The 25,895-nt window shown below is 63.4% G+C and carries 27 protein-coding genes; 15 read left to right on the forward strand and 12 right to left on the reverse strand.

The annotated features are described in order from the left end of the window. Window positions 1-424 precede the first annotated feature (424 nt). The 3 genes from erpA to clcA form a co-directional block, all read right to left on the reverse strand. Window positions 425-775: an iron-sulfur cluster insertion protein ErpA gene (gene erpA, locus AB5Y68_RS01325; RefSeq protein WP_010675554.1), complete on the reverse strand. Its 351-nt coding sequence runs from the start codon at window positions 773-775 to the stop codon at window positions 425-427. An 89-nt stretch (window positions 776-864) separates the two neighbouring features. Next, window positions 865-1,557, reverse strand: a complete 693-nt coding sequence (locus tag AB5Y68_RS01330; protein WP_039040863.1) for a DUF6776 family protein — start codon at window positions 1,555-1,557, stop codon at window positions 865-867. A gap of 87 nt (window positions 1,558-1,644) precedes the next feature. Further along, window positions 1,645-3,039, reverse strand: a complete 1,395-nt coding sequence (gene clcA / locus AB5Y68_RS01335; RefSeq protein ID WP_039040862.1) for a H(+)/Cl(-) exchange transporter ClcA — start codon at window positions 3,037-3,039, stop codon at window positions 1,645-1,647. A 209-nt stretch (window positions 3,040-3,248) separates the two neighbouring features. Between clcA and hemL the strand changes: the two genes are divergently transcribed. After that, on the forward strand, window positions 3,249-4,535 hold the full coding sequence (gene hemL, locus AB5Y68_RS01340; RefSeq protein WP_039040861.1) for a glutamate-1-semialdehyde 2,1-aminomutase: 1,287 nt from the start codon (window positions 3,249-3,251) through the stop codon (window positions 4,533-4,535). A 200-nt stretch (window positions 4,536-4,735) separates the two neighbouring features. Continuing rightward, window positions 4,736-5,548: a hypothetical protein gene (locus tag AB5Y68_RS01345; protein WP_039040860.1), complete on the forward strand. Its 813-nt coding sequence runs from the start codon at window positions 4,736-4,738 to the stop codon at window positions 5,546-5,548. A 46-nt stretch (window positions 5,549-5,594) separates the two neighbouring features. On the opposite strand, the gene AB5Y68_RS01350 is transcribed toward AB5Y68_RS01345, so the two are convergent. After that, window positions 5,595-6,497, reverse strand: coding sequence for a TSUP family transporter (locus AB5Y68_RS01350; protein ID WP_368206883.1), 903 nt, complete (start codon window positions 6,495-6,497; stop codon window positions 5,595-5,597). Window positions 6,498-6,756: 259 nt separating this feature from the next. Continuing rightward, window positions 6,757-7,440: a phosphatase PAP2 family protein gene (locus tag AB5Y68_RS01355; RefSeq protein WP_368206884.1), complete on the reverse strand. Its 684-nt coding sequence runs from the start codon at window positions 7,438-7,440 to the stop codon at window positions 6,757-6,759. A gap of 202 nt (window positions 7,441-7,642) precedes the next feature. Between AB5Y68_RS01355 and AB5Y68_RS01360 the strand changes: the two genes are divergently transcribed. Then, a complete protein-coding gene (locus tag AB5Y68_RS01360) occupies window positions 7,643-8,158 on the forward strand; it encodes a DUF2937 family protein (protein WP_010675561.1) in 516 nt (171 codons plus the stop codon). Window positions 8,159-8,200: 42 nt separating this feature from the next. Here the strand turns inward: AB5Y68_RS01360 and AB5Y68_RS01365 are convergent, their stop codons facing one another. Next, window positions 8,201-9,082, reverse strand: coding sequence for a LysR family transcriptional regulator (locus tag AB5Y68_RS01365; RefSeq protein WP_039040858.1), 882 nt, complete (start codon window positions 9,080-9,082; stop codon window positions 8,201-8,203). A 157-nt stretch (window positions 9,083-9,239) separates the two neighbouring features. On the opposite strand from AB5Y68_RS01365, the gene AB5Y68_RS01370 reads away from it, so the two are divergent. Next, on the forward strand, window positions 9,240-9,632 hold the full coding sequence (locus tag AB5Y68_RS01370; RefSeq protein WP_041213871.1) for a multidrug efflux SMR transporter: 393 nt from the start codon (window positions 9,240-9,242) through the stop codon (window positions 9,630-9,632). Beyond that, window positions 9,620-9,940, forward strand: a complete 321-nt coding sequence (locus AB5Y68_RS01375) for an SMR family transporter (RefSeq protein ID WP_042016297.1) — start codon at window positions 9,620-9,622, stop codon at window positions 9,938-9,940. The genes AB5Y68_RS01370 and AB5Y68_RS01375 overlap by 13 nt, the downstream gene beginning before the upstream one ends. 89 nt (window positions 9,941-10,029) lie before the next feature. On the opposite strand, the gene AB5Y68_RS01380 is transcribed toward AB5Y68_RS01375, so the two are convergent. The 3 genes from AB5Y68_RS01380 to hrpB all read right to left on the reverse strand — a co-directional run bounded on the left by AB5Y68_RS01380 (window position 10,030) and on the right by hrpB (window position 15,372). Then, window positions 10,030-10,431: a VOC family protein gene (locus AB5Y68_RS01380; protein ID WP_010675565.1), complete on the reverse strand. Its 402-nt coding sequence runs from the start codon at window positions 10,429-10,431 to the stop codon at window positions 10,030-10,032. A 42-nt stretch (window positions 10,432-10,473) separates the two neighbouring features. Beyond that, complete coding sequence (gene mrcB / locus AB5Y68_RS01385) at window positions 10,474-12,795, reverse strand: penicillin-binding protein 1B (protein WP_010675566.1); 2,322 nt, start codon at window positions 12,793-12,795, stop codon at window positions 10,474-10,476. Between the two features lie 123 nt (window positions 12,796-12,918). Then, complete coding sequence (gene hrpB / locus AB5Y68_RS01390) at window positions 12,919-15,372, reverse strand: ATP-dependent helicase HrpB (RefSeq protein ID WP_368206885.1); 2,454 nt, start codon at window positions 15,370-15,372, stop codon at window positions 12,919-12,921. 184 nt (window positions 15,373-15,556) lie between these two features. On the opposite strand from hrpB, the gene thpR reads away from it, so the two are divergent. The 9 genes from thpR (at window position 15,557) to AB5Y68_RS01435 (ending at window position 22,656) form a co-directional block, all read left to right on the forward strand. Continuing rightward, window positions 15,557-16,102 (forward strand): RNA 2',3'-cyclic phosphodiesterase, encoded by a 546-nt coding sequence (gene thpR, locus AB5Y68_RS01395; protein ID WP_039040852.1) that lies wholly within the window; start codon window positions 15,557-15,559, stop codon window positions 16,100-16,102. Beyond that, window positions 16,099-16,842 carry a DNA/RNA nuclease SfsA gene (gene sfsA / locus AB5Y68_RS01400; RefSeq protein WP_104452305.1) on the forward strand — a complete coding sequence of 248 codons (744 nt, stop codon included), beginning with the start codon at window positions 16,099-16,101 and terminating at the stop codon, window positions 16,840-16,842. The genes thpR and sfsA overlap by 4 nt, the downstream gene beginning before the upstream one ends. A gap of 119 nt (window positions 16,843-16,961) precedes the next feature. After that, entirely contained in the window at window positions 16,962-17,411 is a 450-nt protein-coding gene (gene dksA / locus AB5Y68_RS01405) for an RNA polymerase-binding protein DksA (RefSeq protein WP_029314801.1), read from the forward strand. Window positions 17,412-17,520: 109 nt separating this feature from the next. Beyond that, window positions 17,521-18,423, forward strand: a complete 903-nt coding sequence (gene gluQRS / locus AB5Y68_RS01410; protein ID WP_041211099.1) for a tRNA glutamyl-Q(34) synthetase GluQRS — start codon at window positions 17,521-17,523, stop codon at window positions 18,421-18,423. A 100-nt stretch (window positions 18,424-18,523) separates the two neighbouring features. After that, complete coding sequence (gene pcnB / locus AB5Y68_RS01415; RefSeq protein WP_029314802.1) at window positions 18,524-20,014, forward strand: polynucleotide adenylyltransferase PcnB; 1,491 nt, start codon at window positions 18,524-18,526, stop codon at window positions 20,012-20,014. Between the two features lie 10 nt (window positions 20,015-20,024). Then, window positions 20,025-20,522 (forward strand): 2-amino-4-hydroxy-6-hydroxymethyldihydropteridine diphosphokinase, encoded by a 498-nt coding sequence (gene folK, locus AB5Y68_RS01420; RefSeq protein WP_039040848.1) that lies wholly within the window; start codon window positions 20,025-20,027, stop codon window positions 20,520-20,522. Between the two features lie 20 nt (window positions 20,523-20,542). Beyond that, window positions 20,543-21,337, forward strand: coding sequence for a 3-methyl-2-oxobutanoate hydroxymethyltransferase (gene panB / locus AB5Y68_RS01425; RefSeq protein ID WP_039040847.1), 795 nt, complete (start codon window positions 20,543-20,545; stop codon window positions 21,335-21,337). A gap of 96 nt (window positions 21,338-21,433) precedes the next feature. Further along, window positions 21,434-22,288: a pantoate--beta-alanine ligase gene (panC, locus tag AB5Y68_RS01430; RefSeq protein ID WP_039040846.1), complete on the forward strand. Its 855-nt coding sequence runs from the start codon at window positions 21,434-21,436 to the stop codon at window positions 22,286-22,288. 20 nt (window positions 22,289-22,308) lie between these two features. Then, on the forward strand, window positions 22,309-22,656 hold the full coding sequence (locus AB5Y68_RS01435) for a putative quinol monooxygenase (protein ID WP_010675576.1): 348 nt from the start codon (window positions 22,309-22,311) through the stop codon (window positions 22,654-22,656). 61 nt (window positions 22,657-22,717) lie between these two features. Here AB5Y68_RS01435 and AB5Y68_RS01440 read toward each other — a convergent pair whose 3' ends face one another. From AB5Y68_RS01440 to hpt, 3 genes are all read right to left on the reverse strand, one after another. After that, complete coding sequence (locus tag AB5Y68_RS01440) at window positions 22,718-23,491, reverse strand: ABC transporter permease (protein WP_010675577.1); 774 nt, start codon at window positions 23,489-23,491, stop codon at window positions 22,718-22,720. Further along, window positions 23,488-24,405: an ABC transporter ATP-binding protein gene (locus tag AB5Y68_RS01445; protein WP_039040845.1), complete on the reverse strand. Its 918-nt coding sequence runs from the start codon at window positions 24,403-24,405 to the stop codon at window positions 23,488-23,490. Before AB5Y68_RS01445 ends, AB5Y68_RS01440 begins: the two co-directional genes overlap by 4 nt. A 112-nt stretch (window positions 24,406-24,517) precedes the next feature. After that, on the reverse strand, window positions 24,518-25,048 hold the full coding sequence (gene hpt / locus AB5Y68_RS01450) for a hypoxanthine phosphoribosyltransferase (RefSeq protein ID WP_010675579.1): 531 nt from the start codon (window positions 25,046-25,048) through the stop codon (window positions 24,518-24,520). 201 nt (window positions 25,049-25,249) lie between these two features. On the opposite strand from hpt, the gene AB5Y68_RS01455 reads away from it, so the two are divergent. Beyond that, on the forward strand, window positions 25,250-25,864 hold the full coding sequence (locus AB5Y68_RS01455; protein ID WP_029314803.1) for a TetR/AcrR family transcriptional regulator: 615 nt from the start codon (window positions 25,250-25,252) through the stop codon (window positions 25,862-25,864). Window positions 25,865-25,895 lie beyond the last annotated feature (31 nt).

The raw sequence follows: 25,895 nt of genomic DNA on the forward strand, positions 1-25,895 counted from the left end.
TGGTCACTTCATCAGACATTGATATCAAAAATTGTTTTTGATGCTCGATGCTGTGAGTGCCCACACAGATTGCTTGATTCAAATTGTTAAAGAGCAGGGTCTGAAACTATAACCCTCACCAGCTTGCTTTGCAAGGTGGACCAGACGCGCACTGCGCCGTGCTGATGGAGGCGCATTATAGGGATATGATTCTCGCTGACAAGCGAAAACTACGTGTTTATTTGAAAAAGACGTTCAGGTGTTTAATCAACAACCAACCAGACTAAAAAACCATCAACAATTCATCTAAATGAGCCTGCACGCCTTCTCTATCGCTACCAATCGGTACCCGTTTTCGCCACATCAAGATCTGCATGCCAGCCACGCCAGGCATACAAAAATGAAAAGGGCCCCTCGGGGCCCTTCATATCACGCTGCTTGTAGATCAGATGGAGAAACTGGAACCGCAACCACAGGTGGTGGTGGCATTGGGGTTGGTCACGGTAAAGCGGGAGCCTTCCAGACCTTCGGTGTAATCCACACTGCCGCCGACCAGGTATTGCAGGCTCATGGGATCGATCACCATGGTGACGCCGCTCTTCTCGACCACGGTATCGCCATCATTGATTTTCTCGTCAAACGTGAAACCGTACTGGAAACCGGAGCAGCCCCCCCCAGTGATGTAGACCCGCAACTTGAGTTCGGGATTCTCTTCTTCGGTGATCAAGGTCTTTACCTTGTTGGCTGCCGCATCCGTCATCTGGATGGGCAAGGGGGCTTCTGCTACTGCACTCATTGCTGACCTCACAACCGTTACATCCACAAACATGGAAACCGCGAAATTATCCAATACCCGACCATTTAGTTCAAGTATTCACCACTCTCTTACTGCGCTGCCGGCAAGGGGGCTGGTTGAGCGACCAGAGGCTTGAGCACCTCGTTCCACTCGGCCACCAGCTCCTGGGCCGGTTGCCGACCCTCCTTCGGGATGAGGATTCTCACCCTGTCCGGGATGAAGCCTGAGGGAAGCTGCCAATTGCCCTCCAAGAGCTGGAAGTATCGCAACGCGTAGCGTCCCTCCCCCACCTTCATGCCAAGATCCCGGCCACTGAGGATCCTGGGCTTGTCAGCCAGACTGCCTTCGAGCCGGATCTGCACCTGCCCCCGAAACAACTCCCGCTTCTTGGCGGGTTGTGTGAGCGCCAGACGATAGTGGTAGCGACCCGGAACACTCGTCTCCTGCAATGTCAGATTGTCGATGGATACCCCCACCTGTTCGCCGGTGGGACGCATGATGCGCTCGAAGAAGGCCAGCTGGCGTTTCTGCTCCTGTACCTGAGCTTCCTGATCCTTGAGCGTCTGCTGAAGTTGCTCGAAGGCGGCCTTCTGGGTCGCCAGCAGGGTCTCCCTGACGCCGAGATCCGTCTTCAGTTGTGCAATGGCCTTGCTCTGACGCTCCAACGTCTCTTGCTGCACCGTCATCAGGCTGCTCTGAGCCAGCTCCTGTCTGTTCCCGACGACATAACCGATACATGCCCCCACGGCCAGCACCACCAATAACTTCACGATTTGGGACATAAGGCCTCTTCTCTATGCCGACATCCACACGGCCGGTTTCTTTTCACTATACGCGACCATGCCGGATTGATACGGATAAACAAAGAGTTAACCGGTCGCGATGCTGCTTTCACCCCGGTTTTGACGCGCAGCAAGCCGTAAAGTTCGCTCCAGGATCTGGGAATAGATAGGGCGCCCCCCCAACCATTGCGCCACCAGGGTTGCCCCTATGGTGGTGATCATCATGGGCAGGATCAGCTGATAGTTGTCGGTCATCTCGGTCACCAGCACGATGCCGGTAATGGGGGCGCGCACGGTGGCGGCGAAGAGCGCCCCCATGCCGGCGATGGCAAAGGCGCCCGGTTCGATGCCGAGATCGGGAAATGCAGAGTGGAACAGGTGACCAAAGATCACCCCGAACAGGGTGCCCAGCGCCAGGGTCGGCGCAAAGACACCACCAGGGGCCCCCGAGCAAAAGCAGATGAGGGTACCCACCAGTCGCACCGAGAAGATGATGAAGAGCGTCGCCATCGCATAGTCTCCCCCCGTCAGATGCGGGATGAGCTCGATTCCCCCTCCAGTGACAGAAGGGGCGAACAGTGACAGCATGCCAAAGGTTCCAGCCACCCCCATGCCGATGATGACGAAGCGGTGACGCTTGTTCTGGTGCAGCGCCAGGTAGCCGTCCTGACAGGCAAGCACCAGCTTGTTGAAGACGAACCCCAGCACGCCAAAGCAGCCCCCCATGAAGAGAAACAGCCAGAGCGCCTTCAAGGCCGGAGCGTCGTAGTGAGGCAGCATGATGACGGGGGATTGCCCTTTCATGTTCTGCAGCATCAGGGTCGCCATGACGGCCGAAATCCCGACCGCCTTGATGGCGAGGAAGGAGTAGCGAAATTGCGGTCGCATCTCTTCCATGACAAACAGTATCCCTGCCAGCGGGGCATTGAAGGCCGCAGCGAGACCACCCGCCGCACCGGCAGCCAGCAGGGCGTGGCCATGCTCCTTGGGCAACCGGAAGATATCCGCCACCATCTTGCCGAGGTTGCCCCCTATTTGCACCGAGGGCCCCTCCCGCCCCAGCACCATGCCGGAACTCAGGGTGCAGACCCCGCCAAAAAACTTCACCGGCAACACCCGCCACCAGCGTACCGGGCGCAGGTCGTCCATGGCCCCTTCAATTTCCGGGATACCGGATCCCCCTGCCTCGGGGGCAAAGGCATGAGTGAGGAAATAGCCGACCAACCCCAGCAGGGCGCTGAAACCAAAGCCGAGCAGGCCGAGCTGCCACCAGGGGCGATCGGCCAGCAAGTCGACACGCTGCTGGGCCAGCCAGTGAACGCAAGACTCGAACAATCCGCACACCAGGCCTGCCAGCAGGCCGACCAGGGCCGCCAACAGGAGCACCAGCAGCGGCATCTTGTCCCGCCGTATCAGGCGCTGCAAGACTGGAGGACGACGCAGCGAGGCCGCGTCGGCGGAAGGAATGGCTTGTTGCTCCATGGATAATCACGCTCATCTAACGAGGACCAGACACACCTCGGCCTCGGCTGCCCAGCTCTGGGCCTTTCTGCTATAGTCGGCCCGTTTCATGTATCACGGGCGAGAGTCCGGGGCGAGAGCGCAAAGCATACTCCTCCCGCCATCCCCTGCCGAGCCGCAATCGGCAGCCTGCGCCCGGGTAACGACCAAAATCCCATTAAGGATGATCCATGTCAAAATCAGATCAGCTGTTTGAACAGGCCCGCCAGACCATTCCGGGTGGCGTCAACTCACCGGTCCGCGCCTTCAACGGGGTCGGCGGCACACCCCGCTTCATCGATCACGCCGATGGCGCCTACCTCTATGACGTGGACGGCCAGGCCTATGTGGATTACATCGGTTCCTGGGGCCCCATGCTGCTGGGCCACAACCACCCGGCCATCAAGGCCGCCGTCATCAAGGCAGTGGAAAAAGGGCTGAGCTACGGCGCGCCGACCGAGATCGAAGTGCTGATGGCCGAGAAGGTGCGCCAGATCGTGCCCTCCATGGAGCAGGTGCGGATGGTCAACTCCGGCACCGAGGCGACCATGAGCGCCATCCGGCTGGCCCGTGGCTACACCGGCCGCGACAAGATAGTCAAATTCGAAGGCTGCTACCACGGCCACGCCGACTCCCTGCTGGTCAAGGCTGGCTCCGGCGCCCTCACCCTGGGTCAGCCCAACAGCCCGGGCGTACCGGCCGATTTCGCCAAGCACACCTTGACCTGCGTGTTCAACGATCTGGACTCGGTGCGCGAAGCCTTTACCCAGTACGGCAGCGAGATCGCCTGTATCATCGTCGAGCCGGTCGCTGGCAACATGAACTGCATCCCGCCGGTGCCCGGCTTCCTGGAAGGGCTGCGCGCCATTTGTGACGAATTCGGCGCCCTGCTGATCCTGGACGAGGTGATGACGGGTTTTCGCGTCTCCCTGCGTGGTGCCCAGGGTCACTACAACATCGACCCGGATCTCACCACCCTCGGCAAGATCATCGGTGCTGGCATGCCGGTGGGCGCCTTCGGCGGCAAGAAGAAGGTGATGCAGCACATCGCCCCGACCGGCCCCGTCTATCAGGCTGGTACCCTCTCCGGCAACCCGGTGGCCATGGCCGCCGGCCTCACCATGCTGGATCTGCTGCTGGAGCCGGGCCTCTATGAGCAGCTGAGCGCCAAGACCGCCCGTGTCGCCGAAGGGCTGAAAGCGGCCGCCGCCAGGCACGGCATCCCGCTTGCCATCAACTACGTGGGCGGCATGTTCGGCTTCTTCTTCACCGACGAGACCGAGATCACCCGCTACGAGCAGGTGACTCGCTGCGACATGGAACGCTTCAAGCGCTTCTATCACCTGATGCTGGAAGAGGGTGTCTATCTGGCACCGAGCGCCTACGAGGCGGGCTTCCTGTCGCTTGCCCACGGCGACAAGGAGATTGAACACACCCTGGCGGCCGCCGAGCGCAGCTTCGCCAAGCTGGCTGGCTGACAAGCAGCAAGATGTGCAGAGGGCCCCGATGGGGCCCTTTTTTGTTTGCTCGTCCCGACAAGGCACCATAGTGGTGCATCCTTAAGTCCCTCACCGGAACCTTGCCACCTGCTGGTGCGCCGCGCCGTACACGGGCTGTCATAAATCGGGCCCACAATTTGCAGGCCCCTGCTTCAGGAGCCCATTGGACCGAGGTGTATATGGCAGAGATGAGCCCCATCGATGTGCTGCGGCGCTATCAGGAGTACGAAACCGAGCTGGCCCCCCTGCTGCTGGGGCTGCTCACCCTCCCCGAGGCGTCTCTCAAGACCTATGCCTTCGTCGAGGAGGTGAAGAGCCTGGCCCCCCAGATCAGGCCAGCCATACTGGCGCCCGTTCCGGCGGCCCAGGGGCAGCTGCGCCTGCTGGTGCAGGGCCATGGCCGGGAGCTGGAGATCAACCTGCACCAGCTGATCGCCTGGCTGATGGGGGACAGAGAGCGGCGGCGCGCCATTCCCTGGTTCAGGGCCGTCTACGTCGTCCTGAGTCTGGCCCTGTTTCTCATCGTCGGCACCCTCATCTGGCACGGGCTGGAACAGCTCTATCTGCTCCTGTGCGGCACCCAGCAGAACCGGCTGGGGGCCTTCAGCGCCATCATCTTCCTCACGCTCGCGCTGGCGGTGTTCGATCTCGGCAAGACCATCCTCGAAGAGGAAGTGCTGCTGCATAAGGACATCTTCCGCCACAGCGCCATCCGGCGCACCATTACCCGCTTTATCGCCGCCATCCTGATCGCGGTCTCCATCGAGGGGTTGCTGCTGCTGTTCAAGGGATCCCTCGGCCAGAGCGAACTGCTCTGGCCTGCGGTGGGGGTGATGGGCTGCGCCGTGGGGTTGCTGCTGGCGCTGGGGCTCTATGTGTTTCTCGGTGCCAGGGCGGAAGCCGCACTGGTCGCCTCCAGCCAGCAGACCGCCCACCCGGAGGGGGCTGCCAGAGGCATCAGAAGACGCGCCAGGACCGGGCGAGCGGGATGACATACCAACGCGGGGCGCCCGTGCAGGCGGGCCTCGCCGACGCCAGCTAGCTCGTCGCCTCTGCCAGCGCGGGCGCTGGCTGTCGCCGCGCCGCCCGCCAGGAGGCGTACATGGTCCAGGAGGTATAGATGACGATGAAGGCCACCAGCCATTTGAGCATCTCCATCTCCATGGATTTGACCAGCATGGCCGCCAGCACCACGCCGATGGGGCCGAAGATGGCCACCGCCAGCACGGCCCGCGCATCGAAAGCCCCCTTGCGAATAAAGGTCCCCGCCGAGAAGACGCTGAGCACGACGGTGGATCCCATCATGATGGGGAAGGCCACCAGCGGGTTCATGCCGAGCAGATAGACCAGGGTCATGCAGGGGGCGAACAGGCCGATACCGACGTTCATCAGGGCTCCGAACAGGAAGTTGCCGGCAAGGGCGATCCCCAGCTTGTAACCGCTCAGCCCCATGGCCTCGCCACCGAGGGGGAAGAGCCCAAGCAGACCGGCAAAGATGAGACCGGCGACCACCAGCAGGGAGACCGCCATGACCAGCCGGATGGTCTGGCGATCAAAGGAGGCCACGTAACGGGCGCCCCAGGCCGCACCGGCCGCCGCAGCCGCCATCATGCTGATGAGGGTGACGGGATCCACGTTGACCACGCCGATGAAGATGAGAGCCTGGGTCACGGTCGGCAGCACGCACTGGCCGTTGAGGGTACCGGGCAGCACCCGATCATCGATCAGCCTGAGCTGCTTGTAGCAGGCGGTCTTCACCGCAAAGCTCCCCACCCCCAGGGTATCGAGAAAATTGGCCACAAAGCCGATGGCCGCTACCGGCCAGAAAGGGGTGGCTTCGAGCTGGCCATGACGCCGTTTGTGCCACCAGGCACGGACCAGCATAAAGAGAAAGACCAGGGCACAACCGATAAACAAGAGACGCAGAAAAGTGACAAGCATGGGGAGACCTCCAACAACGGGCGGCGATTCTAAGGCAGCGGAGGGAAAAAATCCTGGCCAGGATCATGAGAGGACGGATGCAAACGTTTGGCCGCGACTATTTTGGCTGGCAGAACCCGAATGGGGCTATCCATACTGGTTGGGAGGGCGACAGCCCGGGCTCATCGGGCGTAGTCCTGGTCATTTCGCGACGACCACAGCACCGGTGAGGCGTAAACGAAAGAAGGCGGGGTGACCCGCCTTCTTTTTTCATTCTCCGTCAGGCAATCCAGCGTGGCAGCCGGGGAGCCAGGCGGTCGATCAGGCGATCCGACACGGGAGTGAGCAACAGCAGCGGCAGGCAGATCAGGGAGAGGCAAAGAGCGCCTACATAGACGTCCGTCATCCAGTGCGCACCCGCCAGGATGCGGGGCGCCGAAAACAGGGGCACCATCACCACCGCAACCACCCCGGCCCAGCGCGGCAGATAGCGCAGGGCAAAACCGGCGAAGATCATCAGGAAGAGGGCGTGATCACCGGGGAAGCTGTCACCGGCGGAGTCCTTGGTGGGAATCGCACTGATCTCGGTCAGGCGCAGTGCCCCGTCCACCATCAGGGTGGGGCTGGGACGGCTGACCGGCAACAGATGCCCGAGCTGATTGAGCACCAGGGCCCCCAGCAGCATCACGACCCCCATGGCCACCAGACGACGGCGCTCCTGCCCGTCGGCACGGAAGAAGCAACTGGCGAGGATCCCGCCCATGCAGGCCAGCGCGGCCAGATCGAACAGGCGGTTGTTGGTGATGGCCACCAGATCGGCCCAACGGGGGGAGTGGCCAATCCAGCCATTGACCAGCTGGAAGAGGGCGAGATCCCACCCATCCCAGGGGCCGTGCTCAGGCAGGGCGCCCCAACTGAAGGCGATGAGGCCCCCGGCCAGATAGAAAGGAATGAACTTGCTCATGCCGACGTGTCCTTCGAAAAACGCTCATTCTAGGCCAGCCGCAAGATGACTTGCATCACAAAAGTGTAAGAATTCGTGTAACAAAGGTATTCCATCGGCTCTTCTTTTGGCGCCGCCGACCGGGTAGGCAAGCGCGCCCCCTCCTTGGCTCACCCACCGGTTGCGGCTAGTATGGGTGCTCCCTTCGTTCAGGATGATGATGATGCGCAGCTACCTTCGCATGATGTTGTTTGCCCTCGGTTTGCTGGCAGGTGTACAGATCCCCGGGCTGGTCGATCTCTACTTCCAGCGGCTGGATGCCCGGCTGCAGCAGGCAGGTCTGGCGCTGGCCCCCTTCCAGCGCACGGCGGACCAGCACTTCAATGGCGATCTGCAGGCGCTGGTCGCCCATTACGGTGCCAGCCAGGATCCCGTCTTCACCCAGGATGCCACCAGCCTCCAGCAACTGGTGAACCAGCAGCAGCACCTTCAGGGGGAGATCGCCGTGCGGGAGAGCCCCTGGTACCAGCAGCTCTCCCACCTGTTGCTGCGCGCCGATCCCGCCCTCTGGCAGGATACCCTGCACAACTACGGCTATGTGGTCCCCCTCAAACAGGCCGCCATTTTCTGCGGCGTGGCGGCGGGTCTGCTGGCCTCCCTGGCGGGGGATCTGCTGCTCGGCCTCCTGCTGCTGCCATTTCGCTCCCGCCAGCGCGTCCCCCGTCACGGCCTGCGCTGATCCCCTCTCACTGCCAACCGGGGTGCCCGCCCCGGTTGGCGGCTACTCGAAGGGTTCGAGATAGGCTTCTATGGCCTTCTTCAGCCAGGCCAGCACCTTGCCGTGATGGGCGTTCTCCGACAGATAGACTCCGTAATCGCGCCACTGCAGGCTGAACTTGTGCTTCAGGGTCAGCAGCTCCCCCTGGCGCAGCTGGCTCTGGATAAGGGGTGAAGGCAGCACCGCCCAGCCCAGACCATCCAGCACCGCATCCCGCATCAGTTCGAAACTCGACAACCCGATATGCTGCCCTCCGATGGGCAGCAGGCTCTTGACCGAAAACGCGTCCACATAGGAGAGAGTGACCTGAGTGTGATCGGTCAGATCCTGCTGCAACACCCGCTTCAGCCCAGCCAGCGGGTGGCTTGGCGCGACCACCATCAGGGTGCGGATCGGGTTGAGCACGTCGATGCAAAGACCGCTGCGCTCCTGTTCCTCGGTGATGAGGCCGAAGGCGGCATCCACGAACCCCTCTTCCACCAGGGCCGGCAGCTCCGGCGGTGAGGCCAGCACCAGGGAGATGCTGGTGCCCGGAAACTGGCGACGCAAGGCCCCCAGCATCTCGCGCCATACCACCTCGGGAATGGCGTCGTCCCGGGCTACCCGCAGCGCCACCTCGGCACCGGAGGCATGGTGCTCGCACTTGAGCTTCAGGCTGTTGGCGGCCTGCAACAGCCGCCGACAGTCGTCCAGCACTTGCTCGCCGATTTCGGTCAGCCGGCTCTGGTTCGCCCCTCGTTCGAAAAGTTCGACGCCAAGCTCCACCTCCAGGGTTGCAATCGCCGAGCTAACGGCGCTGCGACTCTTGCCAAGTCGTCTGGCGGCATTGGCTATCGAACCACTGTCTGCTGTTTCTACAAAGAGTTGTATCTGATTTAGCTTCATGGCTTCAAACTGGCGGCAGATTATTCCATCACCACCTTATCCCCTAACTCGCCCCCAAGGCAAACAAGCAGCGACAGCTTTCTCGACGCTCAGCGATAACCTTGCCCGTTTCGGGTGCCGTTATCCTCTCTTCGTCGCAGCAACAGAAGGAAACTGCATGTCATCCCGTCCCCTGCTTTTGGCCCGCCTCTTCCTGACGGGGGCCATCCTGACCGAGGTCGCCGGCACCTCCTCCATGGCCCTGATCCCAAAGAGCGCGAGCGGCTGGATCCACTATCTGCCGATGTGGCTCCTCATCACCCTCTCCTACCTGCTGCTCGCCAAGGCCGCCAGGACAATCTCCATTGGTATCGCGTTTGCGCTGTGGGAAGGGCTGGGGATCGCCCTCATCACCGCCGTCTCCGTCCTGTTCCTCGGCTACGAGCTGAGCATCCAGGAGTGGATCGGACTGGCGCTGGCCATAGTGGGGATTGTCATGGTGACCCTGGGCGAGACCCATGATGCACCAGCCCCCACCCGCCAGAGGAGGGAAGCCCCATGCACCCGTTGATCATCGTACTGGGCGCCGCCCTGCTGGATATCGGCGCCAACATGGCGATCAACCGCTCCATCGGTTTTCGCGACAAGGGGTGGGGCGTCCTCGGCATTCTGCTGGTGCTCTGTGCCTTCACTCTGCTCAGCGAGGCGGTCAGTACCGGCAAGATCGATCTGGCCGTGGCCTATGCCACCTGGGGCGCCATCGGCATCCTGGGCACCGCCCTCGGGGGCCTGCTGCTGTTCGGCGAGCGCCTCAGACCCGTCGGCTGGCTCGGCATGATGGTGATGGCGGTGGCGGTCGCCCTGCTGACCACAGCATGATCCCCTCTCCAACCCCATGAAAAAAGCCGCCCTGTTCCCAGGGCGGCCTTTTCATGGTCAAACCGATCATCCAGATTGCAACAGGCAGCCTAACGCGCTGCCTCGTACAGCTCCAGCGGCAGGCCGTCGGGGTCGGCGAAGAAGGTAAAGCGCTTGCCGGTCAGCTCGTCCACCCGCACCGGCTCCACTTCCACCCCGTGCTGCTCCAGGTGGGCGATGACCCGGTCGAGATCCGCCACCCGAAACGCCAGGTGGCGCAACCCGCACGCCTCCGGCCGGGAGGGGCGCGGTGGCGGCGCCGGGAAGCTGAACAGCTCCAGCTGGCTGCCGTCCGGCAGCGCCAGATCCAGCTTCCACGACTGGCGCTCTGCCCGCAGGGTCTCGGCAATGATGGGCAACCCCAGCACCTGGTGATAGAAGTGGCGCGAGCGCGGATAGTCGCTGGCGATGATGGCCACGTGATGGATGGCCTCAAACAGGGGATGGGTCATGGCAATCCTTGCAAAACGGGCAGCCTGTGCTGCCCGTCTTCGTCAGTTGAAGAAACCGTTGAACCAGTTGTCCAGGGCATTCGCCGGGTCCGAAACCGGGCTGGCACAGCTCATGGGCTCGGCCAGACCGGCCAGCTTGGCCGGCACCTGGAGACTGCCGGGACAATCGCTGGCCACCCGGGCACCGCTCGAGCGGGAGAAGTTGGCCCAGCTCACCCCTTCGGGCATCTTCAGCCCCAGGCTGTTGACCCCTCGCTGGCTCATGTAGCCGCTGAACAGCTGCAAGGCGCCACTGGCTCCGGTCAGCCCGGCCGGGGTGTTGTCGTCACGGCCGACCCAGACGCTTACCAGCTCGTTGTTGTCCATCCCGGCAAACCAGGAGTCACGCAGCTCGTTGGTGGTACCGGTCTTGGCGGCCATGGTGGCCCCGGGGAACTTGGCACCGAGCGCCCGGGCCGTCCCCTGGCTCACCGTCTTGGTCATGGCGAACAGGGTCAGCCAGCTTGCCTGGGGATCCGTCACTCGCTTGGCCGCTTCGTCATGCTGGTAGAGCTGGCGCCCCTCACCATTCACCACGGCCCGGATGGCCGACAGGGGCTGGGTCAACCCCTGGTTGGCAATGGGCAGGTACATCTGGTTCACCTCCATGGGCGAGAGGGCCACCGCCCCCAGCACCAGGGACGGATAGGGCTGGATCTCCTGCTGCACACCCAGCTTGTGCAGGGTGTCCACCACCTTGTCCAGGCCTATCTGCATCCCGAGGTTGACGGTCGGCACGTTGAGGGAGCTGGCGAGCGCCTCCATCAGGGGCACGCTCTGGCGGAACTTGCGGTCGTAGTTCTGCGGCGTCCAGATCTGGCCATCCTGGCCGCGAATGCGGATCGGCTGATCTTTAAGCGGCGTGCCCAGGGTCAGGCCGTTGGAGAGGCCGGTCAGGTAGACCGCAGGCTTCACCAGGGAGCCAATCTGACGGCGGGCATCCAGCGCCCGGTTGAAGCCGGCGTAGCGGGGATCCCGTCCCCCCACCATGGCGACCACCTCGCCCTTGTGCCAGTCGGAGACCACCATGGCCGCCTCCAGCTTCTTCTTGCCACGCTGCTTCTCGATGGTGGCCAGACCCGACTCCACCGCCTGCTCGGCGGCGTGCTGGGCGATGGGATCCAGACTGGTGAAGATCTTGAGGCCGGACTGCTTGAGCAGATCCGGGCCGAAGCGGTTCTGGATCTCCCGCTTGAGCAGCCCCATGAAGGCCGGGGTACGGCCATAGCTCATCTGGCCGCGGGCGATGATGCCAAGGGGCTGCTTGCTGGCCAGGTCATACTCGGCCTGGGTCAGGCTGCCGTGATCCGCCAGCAGTTTCAGCACCAGATCCCGGCGCGCCTTGGCCCGGTCCGGGAAGCGCCAGGGATCGTAATAGGAGGGGCCCTTCACCATGCCCACCAGCAGGGCCACCTGATCGATGTCCAGCTCGTTGACCGGAATACCGAAGTAGAAGTAGGAGGCGAGCCCGAAGCCGTAAACCCCCTGGGAGAAGTTCTGCCCCAGATAGACCTCGTTGAGGTAGGCCTCCAGGATCTCGTCCTTGCTGTAGCGGTAGTCGATGAGCACCGCCATGTAGGCTTCCTGCAGTTTGCGCCACAGGCTGCGCTCACGGGTCAGGAAGAAGTTCTTGGCGAGCTGCTGGGTGAGCGTGCTGCCCCCCTGCACGGTGCGCCCCGCCAGCAGGTTGGCTGCCATGGCGCGCATGATGGCCACCGGCGAGACACCGCCGTGCTGGTAGAAGTCCCTGTCTTCCGTGGTGAGCAGCGTCACCAGCAGGCTGTCCGGCACCTCGGAAAGGCGCACCAGCAGGCGGTCTTCCCGATCCTCGGTGTTAAGGCGATCGAGCAGCACCGGGTCCATCTGGGCATAGCCGAGCTGGCGCTGGTTCTCCAGGGACTGGATCCCCTCGAGGCGCGCCCCGTTGAAGGTGAGGCGCAGGCCACGGGCACCGTCGGCACCGTCGTGGAACTCGAACGGCCGGCGCACCAGCTCGATGCGATTGCCGCTCACCGCGTACTCACCCGGGGTATGGGGCTGACGCACCTGCTTGTAGCTCAGCATGTTGAGCTCGCGCAGCATCTGGGTCTGGGAGAGCCGCTGGCTGGGATAGAGCTCCAGCGGGCGGCTGTAGACCATCACCGGCAACTGCCACTTCTCGCCGTCGAAGCGCTCGCGCACCTTGGTGTCGAGATAGATGCCAAACACCACCATGAAGGCCGCCACCACCAGAGAGAGCTTGAAGCCCAGCCAGAACAGTGTGCGCCAGATGGTGCGTTTGGGCGCCGCCTTCTTGGGCGTGCGCTTGCGTCGTTGGGTTGCCATAAATCCTCTTGTCGTTCTCCTCGCCATCCCGCTGATGCGAGCGGCCTGCGATGCCTGTTGTGGAGGGGGACTGTGCCACCGCCATCTTGTTCTGATCGTACCGACCGATCACTGTCCCGTCGGCTACTCCTGCAATCCCATCTTCTTCTTGGTCACCCGGGTCGGCATCGCCTCCAGCGGGTTGTCCGGCCAGTAGTGACGGGGGTAGCGCCCCTTCATCTCTTTTTTCACCTGCTCATAGGATCCCGCCCAGAAGGCGGCGAGATCCGCGGTGATCTGCAAGGGGCGCTGGGCCGGGGAGAGCAGCTCCACCACCAGGGGCACCCGGCCATCGGCCACGCATGGGGTGGCGCCCAGCCCGAACATCTCCTGGATGCGCACCGGGATCGCTGGCGCCTGACCCGGCTGGTAGCGGATCCGCACCCGGCTGCCGGTCGGTGCGGTGAAGTGGCTCGGCAGCGCCTCGTCCAGCCGCCTTGGCAGGGGCCAGGGCAGAGACTGGCGCAGGATGTCGCTCATGTCGAGCCGCTTCAACTGCTCCAGCCGGGTCATGCCGCTCACCGCCGGCAGCAGCCACTGCTCGAGGTCGGCCAGCAGGCTCTCCTCATCCATGGCGGGCCAGGCTTCGTCGGGCAGCCAGTCGCGGGCGCAGCGCAAGCGGGCCAGCAGCCCCTCGCTGCTCTCGTCCCAGGGCAGCACGTGCAGCCCCTTGCACCGGATGCCCTGCAGCAGGCAGCGCCCCTTCTGTTCATCGGAGAGATCCGTCAGCGGCCGCTGGCCGAGCACCAGCTCGCCGAGCACCTGCTGGCGCTCCGCACGCACCCGTTCCTCCCGATCGTCCCAGTCGAACCACTGGCGCTCGCCGACCAGCTCGGGCAGCTGGCGCACCAGCTCATCCAGCACCACCGGCTCGGCGATGAAGATGCGGCTGCCGCGCTCGTTCTGACCCATTTCGACGGCCACGATGGCCCCCTGCCCCTGGCAGGGATGCCCTTCTACCAGATCGCAGCTCACCCCGCCACTGAGCTGATAGCGGCTGCCACTGCGCAGCTTGCCGATGCGATCGGGCCAGGCGAGGGCGCACAGCAACCCCAGCCATTGACCCTGCGGGCTGCTTGCCCGCACACCGAGCCGCTCGAACCAGCGGGCTGCCCCCTGGCGCAGGGCGCCCTGACGGCGGTGGAACAGCACGGACAGGCGCTCCGATCCTCGCAGATCTTCTTCCAGCAGCGCCACCAGGAAAGCCGCATCGGCGACAATCCCTGTCAGACCCTCGGATTCCAGCTCCCGGGCCCGCAGCAACATGCGGGCAAGGCGGGGATGGGTGCCGAAGGCCGCCATGGCACGGCCTGCCGGGGTAAGTTGTTGCTCACCCTCCGGGGCCATGGCGCCCAGGGCCACCAGCAACCGCCGGGCGCTGGCCACGGCGGCAGGGGGCGGCATGTCCAGCAGGGGCAGCGCCTCCACCCGGGCCCCCCACTGAGCGGCGTCCATCAGCAGGCCGGTGAGCTCTTGCGTCAGGATGTCGGGGGGACTCTGCTCGGCGAGGCGCTCCTGCACCTCGCTGCTCCAGAGCCGATAGCAGACGCCGGGGCCAAGCCGCCCTGCCCGCCCCGCCCGCTGGGTGGCGGAGGCTTTGGCGATGGGCCGGGTCTCCAGCCGGGTGACGCCGCTCTTGATATCGAAGGTGGCGCGCCGCTCCAATCCGCTGTCGATGACCACGGAGATCCCCTCGATGGTGAGGGAGGTCTCCGCCACGTTGGTGGTGAGCACCAGCTTGCGACGACCTGCAGGCGCAGGCTCGATGGCCGCCTGCTGGGCCGCGAGGTCAAGACGGCCATAGAGGGGAGCCAGGGTCACATCCCCTGGCAACCGCCCTTCCAGCCACTGTGCCAGCCGCTCTATCTCCCCCTGTCCCGGCAGGAACACCAGGGCACTGCCAGCCTGACTGGCGAGCGCCTCCAGCACCACGGCGCCGACCTGGGGTTCCAGCCACTGCTGGCGATTGGCGGGGCGATAGTGGTACTCGATGGGAAAGCCGCGCCCCTCGGAGCGCACCACGGGGGCGCCAGGCAGCAGGCGCTCCAGGGCCATACCATCCAGGGTGGCGGACATCACCAAGAGCTTGAGATCATCGCGCAACCCCTGCTGGCTTTCGATGGCGAAGGCCAGCGCGGTATCGGCGTGCAGGCTGCGCTCGTGGAACTCGTCAAAGATGACGAGCGACACGCCGGTGAGCTCAGGATCCTGCTGCAGCATCCGGGTCAGCACCCCCTCGGTCACGATCTCGAGCCGGGTCTGGCTGCTGGTGCGGCTCTCCCCGCGCACTCGCAGGCCGATGCGCTCGCCCACCTTCTCCCCCAGCTGACGCGCGAGGAAGCTCGCGATGTTGCGCGCAGCAAGGCGCCTGGGCTCCAGCATGATGATGCGCCCGGGCAGCCGGTGCTGGCGCACCAACTCCAGGGGCAGCAGGGTCGATTTGCCCGCACCGGGGGGCGCCTGCAGGATCACGCTGGTATGGTTGTCGAGGGCTGCAAAGAGTTCGGGCAACACCGGGACGATGGGGAGGGAAGACAAAGCGATGGGCACCTTCTGTGACACTTCTGAAAAGGGGTCCATTCTGCCACAGCCTCCCGGCCACCGTAAGCGCCCCTGCCGGGCAGGGGCAGGAAGCGTCAGGTGCAACACGGCAAGACATCCCGGGAGCGGCTGCCATAGAATGGCCCTTATCCGATGTCCATCACGAGGACCGACACGCCGCATGCCCAAACTCTTCTTTGCCCTGCCCCTGCCAGAGCTTGCCCCCGAGCTTGCGACCTGGCGAGACCAGCGCCCCTGGCCCGGCCAGCCGGTGCCCGAGAGCAACCTTCACCTGACCCTGGCCTTTCTCGGGGAGGCCGACGAAACGACCCAGGCTCGCCTGATCGCGGCCGCCGAGCGACAGCACTGCCCCCCTTTCAGCGTCCATCTGGATCAGACCGGCTGGTTTCAGCGCGCCAAAGCCGCCTGGGTGGGGCCCGGTGAGTGGCCTAACGAGCTGACCGTGCTCGCGAGGGCACTGCGCCGCCACGGTGAAAAACTCGGGCTGGGCAACGGCGAGCAGGGCTATCGCCCCCACGTCACCCTGTCGCGCAAGGCGGGCGAGGCCCCCGGCGAGCTGCCTGCGCCGGATTTTCTGCTCAGGGCCGATCGCTTCTGCCTCTATCAATCCGTCAGCACGCCGGACGGCGTCCACTACGAACCGCTCGCCTGCTGGCCCCTGCGGGCCCGCGTCAAAAACCCGCACCGCGAGGAGCTCACCCCATGATCTTCGATCCCCCCCTGCAGTCCGGGCAGCTGATCTCCCGCTACAAGCGCTTTCTGACGGATGTCGCGCTCGACAACGGCGAGGTGATCACCATCCACTGCGCCAATACCGGCGCCATGACCGGCTGCGCCCTGCCGGGCACCCGGGTCTGGTACTCCACATCCGACAACCCCAAGCGCAAGCTGCCAAACAGTTGGGAAATCGCCGAGAGCCCGGCGGGTCACTTCATCTGCGTCAACACGGCCCGTGCCAACCAGATCGCCCGGGAGCTCATCGAACAGGGCGCCCTCGCCCCCCTGGCAGGCTATGCCAGGCTGCGCACCGAAGTGAAATACGGGGAAGAGAACAGCCGCATCGACCTGCTGCTGGAAGATGACAACAGGCCGGATTGTTACATCGAGGTGAAATCCGTCACCCTGCTCGACGAGCGGGAGCAACCCGGCATGGGGTACTTCCCCGATGCGGTCACCACCCGCGGCGCCAAGCACTTGCGTGAATTGATGGCCATGAAGGCGGCAGGGCACCGGGCCGTGCTGCTGTTCATGGTATTGCACTCCGGCATCGCGAGAATGCGCCCTGCAGCCCATATCGATCCGCACTATAGTCAGCTTGTTGAACAGGCGATGGCGGCAGGGGTTGAAATTTTATGCTATCGCCCCCATGTTGGGGTGCAGGGCATGGTGGCTCAGGATTTTATCCCATTTGAATCTGACCATATGCTACCCGAGGGCAGAGAATAAATGCAGAAGTGGGTAACATTATTGATAAGGCTTGTTTGCCTCCCGTTGACCCTTCTGCTATAGATGTCGCCCTCAATTTATGGATGGCACGGGTAGCGTGCTGAATTAGGAGACAGGGCATGCCAACAGGCGAAAACAGGAAATCTCTGGGCCCCCTGGCCATTGCGGGTGTAGAGCCTTACCAGATGAAAGCCGGTGAGGAGTACATGAATGACCAACAGAAGGTACATTTTCGCAAGATCCTGGGAGCCTGGCGCAACCAACTGATGCAGGAAGTTGATCGCACCGTCGACCACATGAAGGATGAGGCTGCCAACTTCCCGGATCCCGTGGATCGCGCCGCGCAAGAAGAAGAGTTTGCTCTCGAACTGCGCACCCGCGACCGTGAACGCAAGCTGATCAAGAAGATCGAGAAAACCTTGCTGCTGCTCGAAGAAGATGACTTCGGTTACTGCGAGCATTGCGGCATCGAGATCGGCATCCGCCGTCTGGAAGCCCGTCCGACCGCAGACCTCTGCGTGGACTGCAAGACGCTGGCCGAGATCAAGGAAAAACAGATGGCTGGCTGATGCCGCCCATCCACAGAAACGAAAAGGGAGCCCAGGCTCCCTTTTTTATTGAGCTTTTGGTCGGGCCGTCCCAGAATGCAGCCTCAATGCATCGCCTACCCGAATTGCCATGGTCATGACCTCCCCCCCCTCCCGACGCCCCTATGTGGGCCGCTTCGCCCCCTCACCGTCCGGTCCGCTCCACTTCGGATCCCTGGTCGCCGCCCTTGGCAGCTTCTTGCAGGCCAGGGCACAGCAGGGCCGCTGGCTGGTGCGCATCGAAGACATCGACCCCCCGCGGGAGATGCCGGGAGCGGCTGACCTTATCCTCACCACCCTGGAGGCACACGGTCTTGGCTGGGATGGGGAGGTGATGTTCCAGAGCGCGCGCCATGGCCGCTATGACGAGATCATCGATCAGCTCTATCGGGCCGGGGATCTCTACTGGTGCCGCTGTACCCGGCGCGAAATCATGGCCGCAGGGGGATTCTACAACGGCCATTGCCGCGCCCTGGGGCTGACCGCCGAGGGGTGTGCCGCCCGTTTGCGCCAGCACCACCCGGTCTATCGGTTCGAGGATGCGCTTCAGGGAGAGATCACCGTCCCCGCGGCGCTGGCGGAGGAGGACTTCATCGTGCGCCGCCGGGACGGGCTCTACGCTTACAACCTGGCGGTGGTCGTAGATGACATGGACAGCGGCATCACCGAGATCGTCCGCGGCGCCGATCTGCTGGAACCCACGGTGCGCCAGATTGCCCTCTACCAGACTCTGGGGGCTGCCGTCCCCGATTGGGTGCACCTGCCGCTGGCGGTGCAAGCGGATGGCAACAAGCTCTCCAAGCAGAACCATGCGCCGGCGCTGTCGCAGGACGAGGTACGACCTGCCCTGTGGCAGGCGCTGCACTTTCTCGGTCAGTGCCCGCCGCCCGAGCTGATGGCCAGCCGGATCGACGAGATCATCGGCTGGGGCATCGCCCACTGGCAGCTGGTCCGGGTGCCCCGCCAGCAGAAGATCCCGCAAGGGCAAAGCTAGCCTCGGCTGCATTTCTTGCCCCAAAAGGACCAATCAAGGGGAAGCAGGCCACACCGTTTCTCATTTGGTTGGGGCTGAGCTATGATAGGCCGCTATTTTTTTGGCCTCCCGTCAATTTGAAGTCATAACGAGGTGTACCATTTTTTCCCAGATCGCAAACTTTTGCCGCAAAGTGCTCGGCAAGGAAGACGGCGAGCAGTCGGTGGAGTCCCCCATTCCGGCCCGTGTCGCCGGACAGCGCCGTACCTTGAGCCGTGACCAGCACCCGATTTCGCGCAAAGAGATCAGCGAGAATGCCCTCAAGGTGCTCTATCGCCTGAACAAGGGGGGCTATGAGGCCTACCTGGTCGGCGGCGGCGTCCGTGACCTGCTGCTCGGGAAGACCCCCAAGGATTTCGACATCGCCACCGACGCGACGCCGGAGCAGATCAAGGCGCTGTTCAGCAACTGCCGCCTCATCGGCCGCCGTTTCCGCCTGGCCCACATCGTCTTTGGTCGTGACGTGATCGAAGTGGCCACCTTCCGGGGCCACCACCATCAGGTCAATACCAGCAAGCATGTGTCGGCCCAGTCCGATGAAGGCATGCTGCTGCGGGACAACGTCTACGGCACCATCGAAGAGGATGCCGAGCGTCGCGACTTTACCGTCAACGCCCTCTACTACAGCGCCAAGGATTTCACCCTGCACGATTTCGAGGGTGGGCTGGAAGACCTGGCCGCGCGCAGACTGGAGCTCATCGGCGACCCCGAGACCCGCTACCGGGAAGATCCGGTGCGCATGCTGCGCGCCGTGCGCTTCGCCGCCAAGCTCGACATGACCATCAGCCCGCGCACCGCCGCCCCCATCCGGGAGCTGGCCCCGCTGCTGCAGGACATCCCGGCCGCCCGCCTGTTCGAAGAGACCCTCAAGCTGTTCCTGGCGGGGGACGGTCTGGCCACCTACAAGCTGCTGCGGGAATACGGGCTGTTCCAGCCGCTGTTCCCCCAGGTAGCCGCCCTGTTCACCCCCCACGGCAACTCGCCCTACGAGCAGTTCATCGAGCAGGCGCTGATGGACACCGATACCCGGGTCCGTGAAGAGAAGCGCGTCACCCCCGCCTTCCTCTACGCCACCCTGCTGTGGGGCGCCGTCGAGGCCCGCGGCCGCGTGCTGGAAAACGAGAGCGGTCTGCCCTGGTACGATGCCTTCATGCTGGCTATCAACGAGGTGCTCGACAACCAGGTGCGGATCATCGCCGTGCCGCGCCGCTTCACCACGGACGTGCGCGACATCTGGGCCCTGCAGCAGCGCCTGACCCGCCGCCAGGGCAAGCACCCCGAGCGCGCCATGGAGCACCCGAAATTCCGTGCGGCCTTCGACTTCCTGTTGCTGCGCAACCGGGTCGAGCGCGGCCTCGGCGAGTTGGCGAGCTGGTGGGAGCGCTATGTGGCCTCCAACCCGGACGTGCGCCCGCAACTGCAACGGGAGGCGACCCGCCGCCCGGCGAGCGGCGAGCGCGCCGACTCCCGCAGCGGTGATGGCGAGAAGCGCAGCGGCAATGGCCGCAACCGCCGTCGCCCCCGTCGCCGCAAGCCGAAGTCGGCAGAGTAAGGAGCCGCCGATGATCGAGGTCTTCGTCGCCATCGGCTCCAACCTGGCCGACCCCCTCGGCCAGGCTCGCCGCGCCATCGCCGCGCTGGCGACCCTGCCCGAGTCAGAGCTGCTGCAGACCTCCCACCTTTACGGCAGCCGCCCCATGGGCCCTGCGGATCAGCCGGACTACGTCAATGCCGTGGCGCGCCTTGCCACCCGCCTCAGCCCTCTGGCGCTGCTGGACGAGCTGCAGCGCATCGAGCAGGCACAGGGGCGAGTGCGCAAGGATGAGCGCTGGGGCCCCCGGACCCTGGATCTCGATCTGCTGCTGTACGGCGACGAGGTCATCCGGCATGAGCGCCTGACGGTGCCTCACTATGGCATGAAGGAGCGGGAGTTCGTCCTGCTCCCCCTTGCAGAGATAGCCCCCTCCCTGGTGCTGCCCTGCGGCACCCCGCTCACCGAACTGGTTGCCCGCTGCCCGCGCAATGGACTCGCGATCCTGGCCGGTGCAGCAGGCGAGTAGAGAAGAGTAGGAACAACGTAATGAGCAAGATCACCACTACCCACCTGCAGAAGATGAAGCAGGACGGACAGAAAATCACCGCCATCACAGCCTATGACGCCACCTTCGCCAAGCTGTTCGACGACGAGGGCGCCCAGGTGCTGCTCATCGGCGACTCCCTCGGCATGGTATTGCAGGGCGGAGACGACACCCTGGCGGTCAGCATGGACGAGATGGTCTATCACACCCGCTGCGTGGTGCGCGGCACCACCAATGCCCTGGTGGTGACCGACATGCCGTTCATGAGCTACGCCACCCCGGAGCAGACCTACCAGAACGCGGCGCGCCTGATGGCGGCCGGTGCCCGCATGGTGAAGATGGAAGGGGGGGACTGGCTGTGCGACTCCATCCGCCACCTCACCCGCAACGGGGTGCCGGTGTGCGGCCATCTCGGCCTGACCCCGCAATCCGTCCACGTGTTTGGCGGCTTCAAGGTGCAGGGGCGCGACGAGTTCCACGCCCAGGAGATCTACCGCCAGGCGCTGGAGCTGCAAGCCGCCGGCATCCAGTTGCTGGTGCTCGAGTGCGTGCCCGTCTCTCTGGCAGAGCGCATCACCAAGGCGCTGCGCATTCCGGTGATCGGCATCGGTGCCGGCCCTGCCACCGACGGCCAGATCCTGGTGATGCACGATGCCTTCGGCATCACCTCCGGTTATGTGCCCAAGTTCACCAAGAACTTCCTGGCCGAGACCGGTGACATGCGTGCCGCCATTCGTCTCTACGTGCAGCAGGTGAGCGAGGGGACCTTCCCCGGCCCCGAGCACTGCTTCAACTGACTTTCTGTCGTCATGAGCGCGGGGGCCTGTGCCCCCGTCTCGCCCTCCCCCCTGACGACCCCCTCTTTTATTGATTCATCTGAAGGTGAACTGACGATGTTGGTTGTGAACAATCCCGCCGCGCTGCGCGAGCAGATCGGTCAATGGCATCGCGAAGGCCGCGCCATCGCATTCGTGCCCACCATGGGCAATCTGCATCAGGGTCATCTCACCCTGGTCGAGGAGGCCCGCCGCCATGGCGACAAGGTGGTGGTCAGCATCTTTGTGAACCCCTTGCAGTTCGACAAGGCCGAGGATCTCGCCAACTACCCCCGCACCCTGGAGCAGGATTGCGCCGCCCTGGAGGCCGCCGGTGTGGACCTGGTCTTCACCCCGACACCGGAGATCATGTATCCCCAGGGGCTCGCCAGCCAGACCTTCGTCGAGGTGCCCGGCATCTCCAGCCTGCTGGAAGGGGCACTGCGTCCGGGGCATTTTCGCGGGGTCAGTACCGTGGTCACCAAGCTGTTCAATCTGGTACAGCCGAACGTGGCCTGCTTTGGCGAGAAGGATTACCAGCAGCTCGCGCTCATTCGCAAGATGGTGGCCGACATGGCCATGCCCATCGAGATCGTGGGCGTGCCGACCGTGCGGGCCGAAGACGGGCTGGCCCTCTCTTCGCGCAACGGCTATCTGACCGCTGCCGAGCGGGCCATCGCCCCCGAGCTCGCGCGCACCATGAACTGGATTGCCGGGCAGATTGAAGCGGGGAACAGTCACCTCCCCTCCCTGGTTGCCCAGGCCAGCCAACGCCTCGACAACGCGGGATTCAGGACGGATGCCATCGACATCGTCGATGCCGACACCCTGGAATCCGCCAGCGCCGAGAGCCAGCGCCTGGTGATCCTGATGGCCGCCTATCTGGGCAAGGCCCGCCTCATCGACAACCGGGTCGTCGCCCTGCGGGGTTGAGACACGGCAAGGAGACCACGATGTCCAAGAAGGTTTACTGCATCGCCCAGTTCCAGCCCAAGCCGGGCCAGGAGCAGGCCCTGTTCCGCGTCCTGCAAGGGCTCGAACCCGACACCCTGCGTGAAGATGGCTGCCTGCAGTACATCGTCACCCGCCATATCCAGAGCCCCTTTGCCGAGGGGGAGAGCTTCCCCATCGTCTTCAACGAGATCTGGCGCGACATGGCGAGCTTCGAGGCCCACTGCCAGCGCGCCGGTATCAAGGCCTTCTTCGAGCGCTACTGCCTCGCGGATGATGGCCTCGCGGCCAAGTGGAACGTCTGCGTCTACAGCGACGAGCCCGCGGACTACGATGCCCCGGCCCTCTGAGACCGACATGTGCAAATAAAAAGGCGCCCGAGGGCGCCTTTTTGCTGGCAGGTGCTGCGCCTCAGTGGCGCAGACCGGTGCCGCGGGAGATGAGCCACCAGGCCATCCCGTAGAGCACCAGGATGAAGCCGATGATGATGAGATAGGCGGTGCCGAGGGGCACGTCGGAGATCCCGAGGAAGCCGTAGCGGAACGCGTTCACCATGTAGATGATGGGGTTCACCTGGGAAACCCCCTGCCAGAACGGCGGCAGCAGGGTGATGGAGTAGAAGACGCCCCCCAGATAGGTCAGGGGAGTCAGGATGAAGGTCGGGATGATGCTGATGTCATCGAACGACTTCGCGAACACCGCGTTGATGAGCCCCCCCAGGGAGAAGAGGATGGAGGTGAGCAGCACGGTCACGCAGACGCTGAACAGGTGATGGATCTGCAGCGGCACGAAGAACAGCGACACCAGGGTGACGATGAGGCCGACACAGAGGCCGCGCGCCACGCCACCGCCCACATACCCCGCGATGATGATGTAGTTGGGCACCGGCGCCACCAGCAGCTCCTCCACGTTGCGCTGGAACTTGGCGCTGTAGAAGGAGGAGGCGACGTTGGAGTAGGAGTTGGTGATGACCGACATCATGATGAGGCCGGGTACGATGAACTCCATGTAGCTGAAGCCCCCCATGTCGCCGATGCGCGAGCCGATGAGGTTGCCAAAAATGACGAAGTAGAGGCTCATGGTGATGGCGGGCGGCACCAGGGTCTGGATCCAGATCCGGGTGAAGCGGCTCACTTCCTTGGCCAGAATGCTCTTGAAGGCGATGTAATAGGTCATGGGGTTCATGCTTTGCGACCCTCCTCTACCAGATTGACGAACAGCTCTTCCAGCCGGTTCGCCTTGTTGCGCATGCTGAGCACCTTCACCCCCTGGGCGGAGAGCTGCTCGAACAGGCTGTTGAGGGACTGGCTCTTCTCCAGCTCCACTTCCAGGGTGTTCTCATCCTGCATCCGGCCGTTGAACTCGGGCAGGGCCGGTACGGTGGAACCCGGCACCAGATCCAGCAGGAAGGTCTCGCGACCCAGCTTGCCGAGCAGGCTCTTCATGCTGGTGTTCTCGATGAGACGGCCCTTGTCGATGATGCCGATGTTGCGGCACAGCATCTCGGCCTCTTCCAGGTAGTGGGTGGTCAGGATGATGGTCACCCCCTGCTCGTTGAGATCCTTGAGGAAACTCCACATGGAACGGCGGATCTCGATGTCCACCCCGGCGGTCGGCTCATCCAGGATCAGCAGCTTGGGCTCATGCATCAGGGCGCGGGCAATCATCAACCGGCGCTTCATGCCACCGGAGAGAGTGCGGGCGGCCATGTCGCGCTTGTCCCACAGATCGAGCTGACGCAGGTACTTCTCGGCGCGCACCTTGGCCTCGGCCCGCGGCACTCCATAGAAACCGGCCTGGTGAGTCACTATCTGGCTCACCTTCTCGAACTGGCTGAAGTTGAACTCCTGGGGCACCAGGCCGAGCTGGGACTTGGCCAGCTCCAGATCGGTATCGATGTCATGACCGAATACCTTCACCTTGCCGGCGCTCTTGTTCACCAGTGAGCTGATCACGCCGATGGTGGTGGATTTGCCCGCCCCGTTGGGACCGAGCAGGGCGAAGAAATCCCCCTGTTTGACGGTGAGATCGATGCCCTTGAGGGCTTCGACGCCCCCCTGATAGGTCTTCTTCAGACCGCTGATTTCCAATGCGTTCATTGCAACCCCTGTGATGGATGAGCCCATCTCGAGACAGAAAAGGCGGCTGTGACGCCGCCTGAAGACAGTCGATGGCGGGCCGGCCAGCCTGCCTTGCTACTTCGGACCCGGCTTACTCTTGCGGTACCACCTTGCCAATGAAAGGCAGGTTACGGTACTTCTGGGCGTAGTCAATGCCACAGCCCACCACGAACTCGTCCGGGATGGAGAAGCCAAGCCAGTCCACCGGCACCTGAACCTCGCGGCGGGACGGTTTGTCCAGCAGGGTGCAGATGGCCAGGGATTTCGGCTCGCGCAGGGAGAGGATCTCGCGCACCTTGTTGAGGGTGTAACCGGTGTCGATGATGTCCTCCACGATCACCACGTCCTTGCCTTTGATGTCGTCATCCAGATCCTTGAGGATGCGCACGTCACGGGTGCTGTGCATGCCGGAGCCATAGCTGGAGGCAGTCATAAAGTCCAGGGTGATGGGCAACTGGCACTGACGGCAGAGATCCGCCAGGAAGACGCAGGAGCCGCGCAGCAGGCCGATCATGACCACTTCCTCGGAGCCCTGGTAACGGGCGGTAATCTCTTCACCTAGCGTGGCGATCCGGGCTGCAACCTCGGCCTCGGGGATCATCACCTCGACAATGTGTTTCATCACATACTCCAATAATGACCAAAGGGTTATTGGCCGTTCATTAACGTCAAAACCGAGGATTCTACCACTCCAACCAGTGGGCGTCAGGCATACGTGATGCTTTTATCGGCTTATTTTAATTGATAGAGTTAGCAAGCCTTCGGGCATTATCGGTGACAATACTATAAACACCATAATCAATAACTATTAGATGAAAAAACTATGGAACCACGCGCAGAAATAAGACGTCGAACCCGGCTTTCGCCGGAGGCTCGCCGTGATCAATTGATGGAGTGTGCCGTCGAGGTATTTTCCCGTCGCGGCATCGGCCGTGCGGGGCATGCCGAAATAGCCGAACAGGCAAAGGTCTCGGTTGCGACCGTTTTTAACTATTTCAATACTCGTGAAGATCTGGTCGACGAAGTGCTGACAGAAATCGAAGCCTTCGTACAGCAGATCCTCGAACAGGCCTACAACGGTCAGGGCTCCGCCAGGGAGAGCATTCACCGCCACGTGAAGCTGTTCGTTGACGCCGCCTATGACAAGCCCGATCACGCCAGCATCTGGCTGGAGTGGAGCTCCTCGGTGCGGGAAGAAGTGTGGCCTCGCTACACCCGGCTGCTGGACAAGGCGCTGGAGCGCATTGCCCCCCACCTGCAACGGGCCATCGACAACGGCGAGATCCAGAGCGTGCTGTCGGCGCAGGATCTGGCCCGCTCCCTGACCGGTTTTGGCTATGTGATGATGCAGATGATCAATCAGCCACAGCGTCCGAGCCGGGAAGAGGTGACGGATTTCCTGTTCAAGTACGTGACGGCCCCCATCCAGGCCAGCTGACTCGCGCAGATGTTGACAAAGCGGCGCCGGG

The sequence above is a fragment of the Aeromonas sp. R6-1 genome, from assembly GCF_040908165.1.
GTDB classification, from domain to species: Bacteria; Pseudomonadota; Gammaproteobacteria; order Enterobacterales; family Aeromonadaceae; genus Aeromonas; species Aeromonas caviae.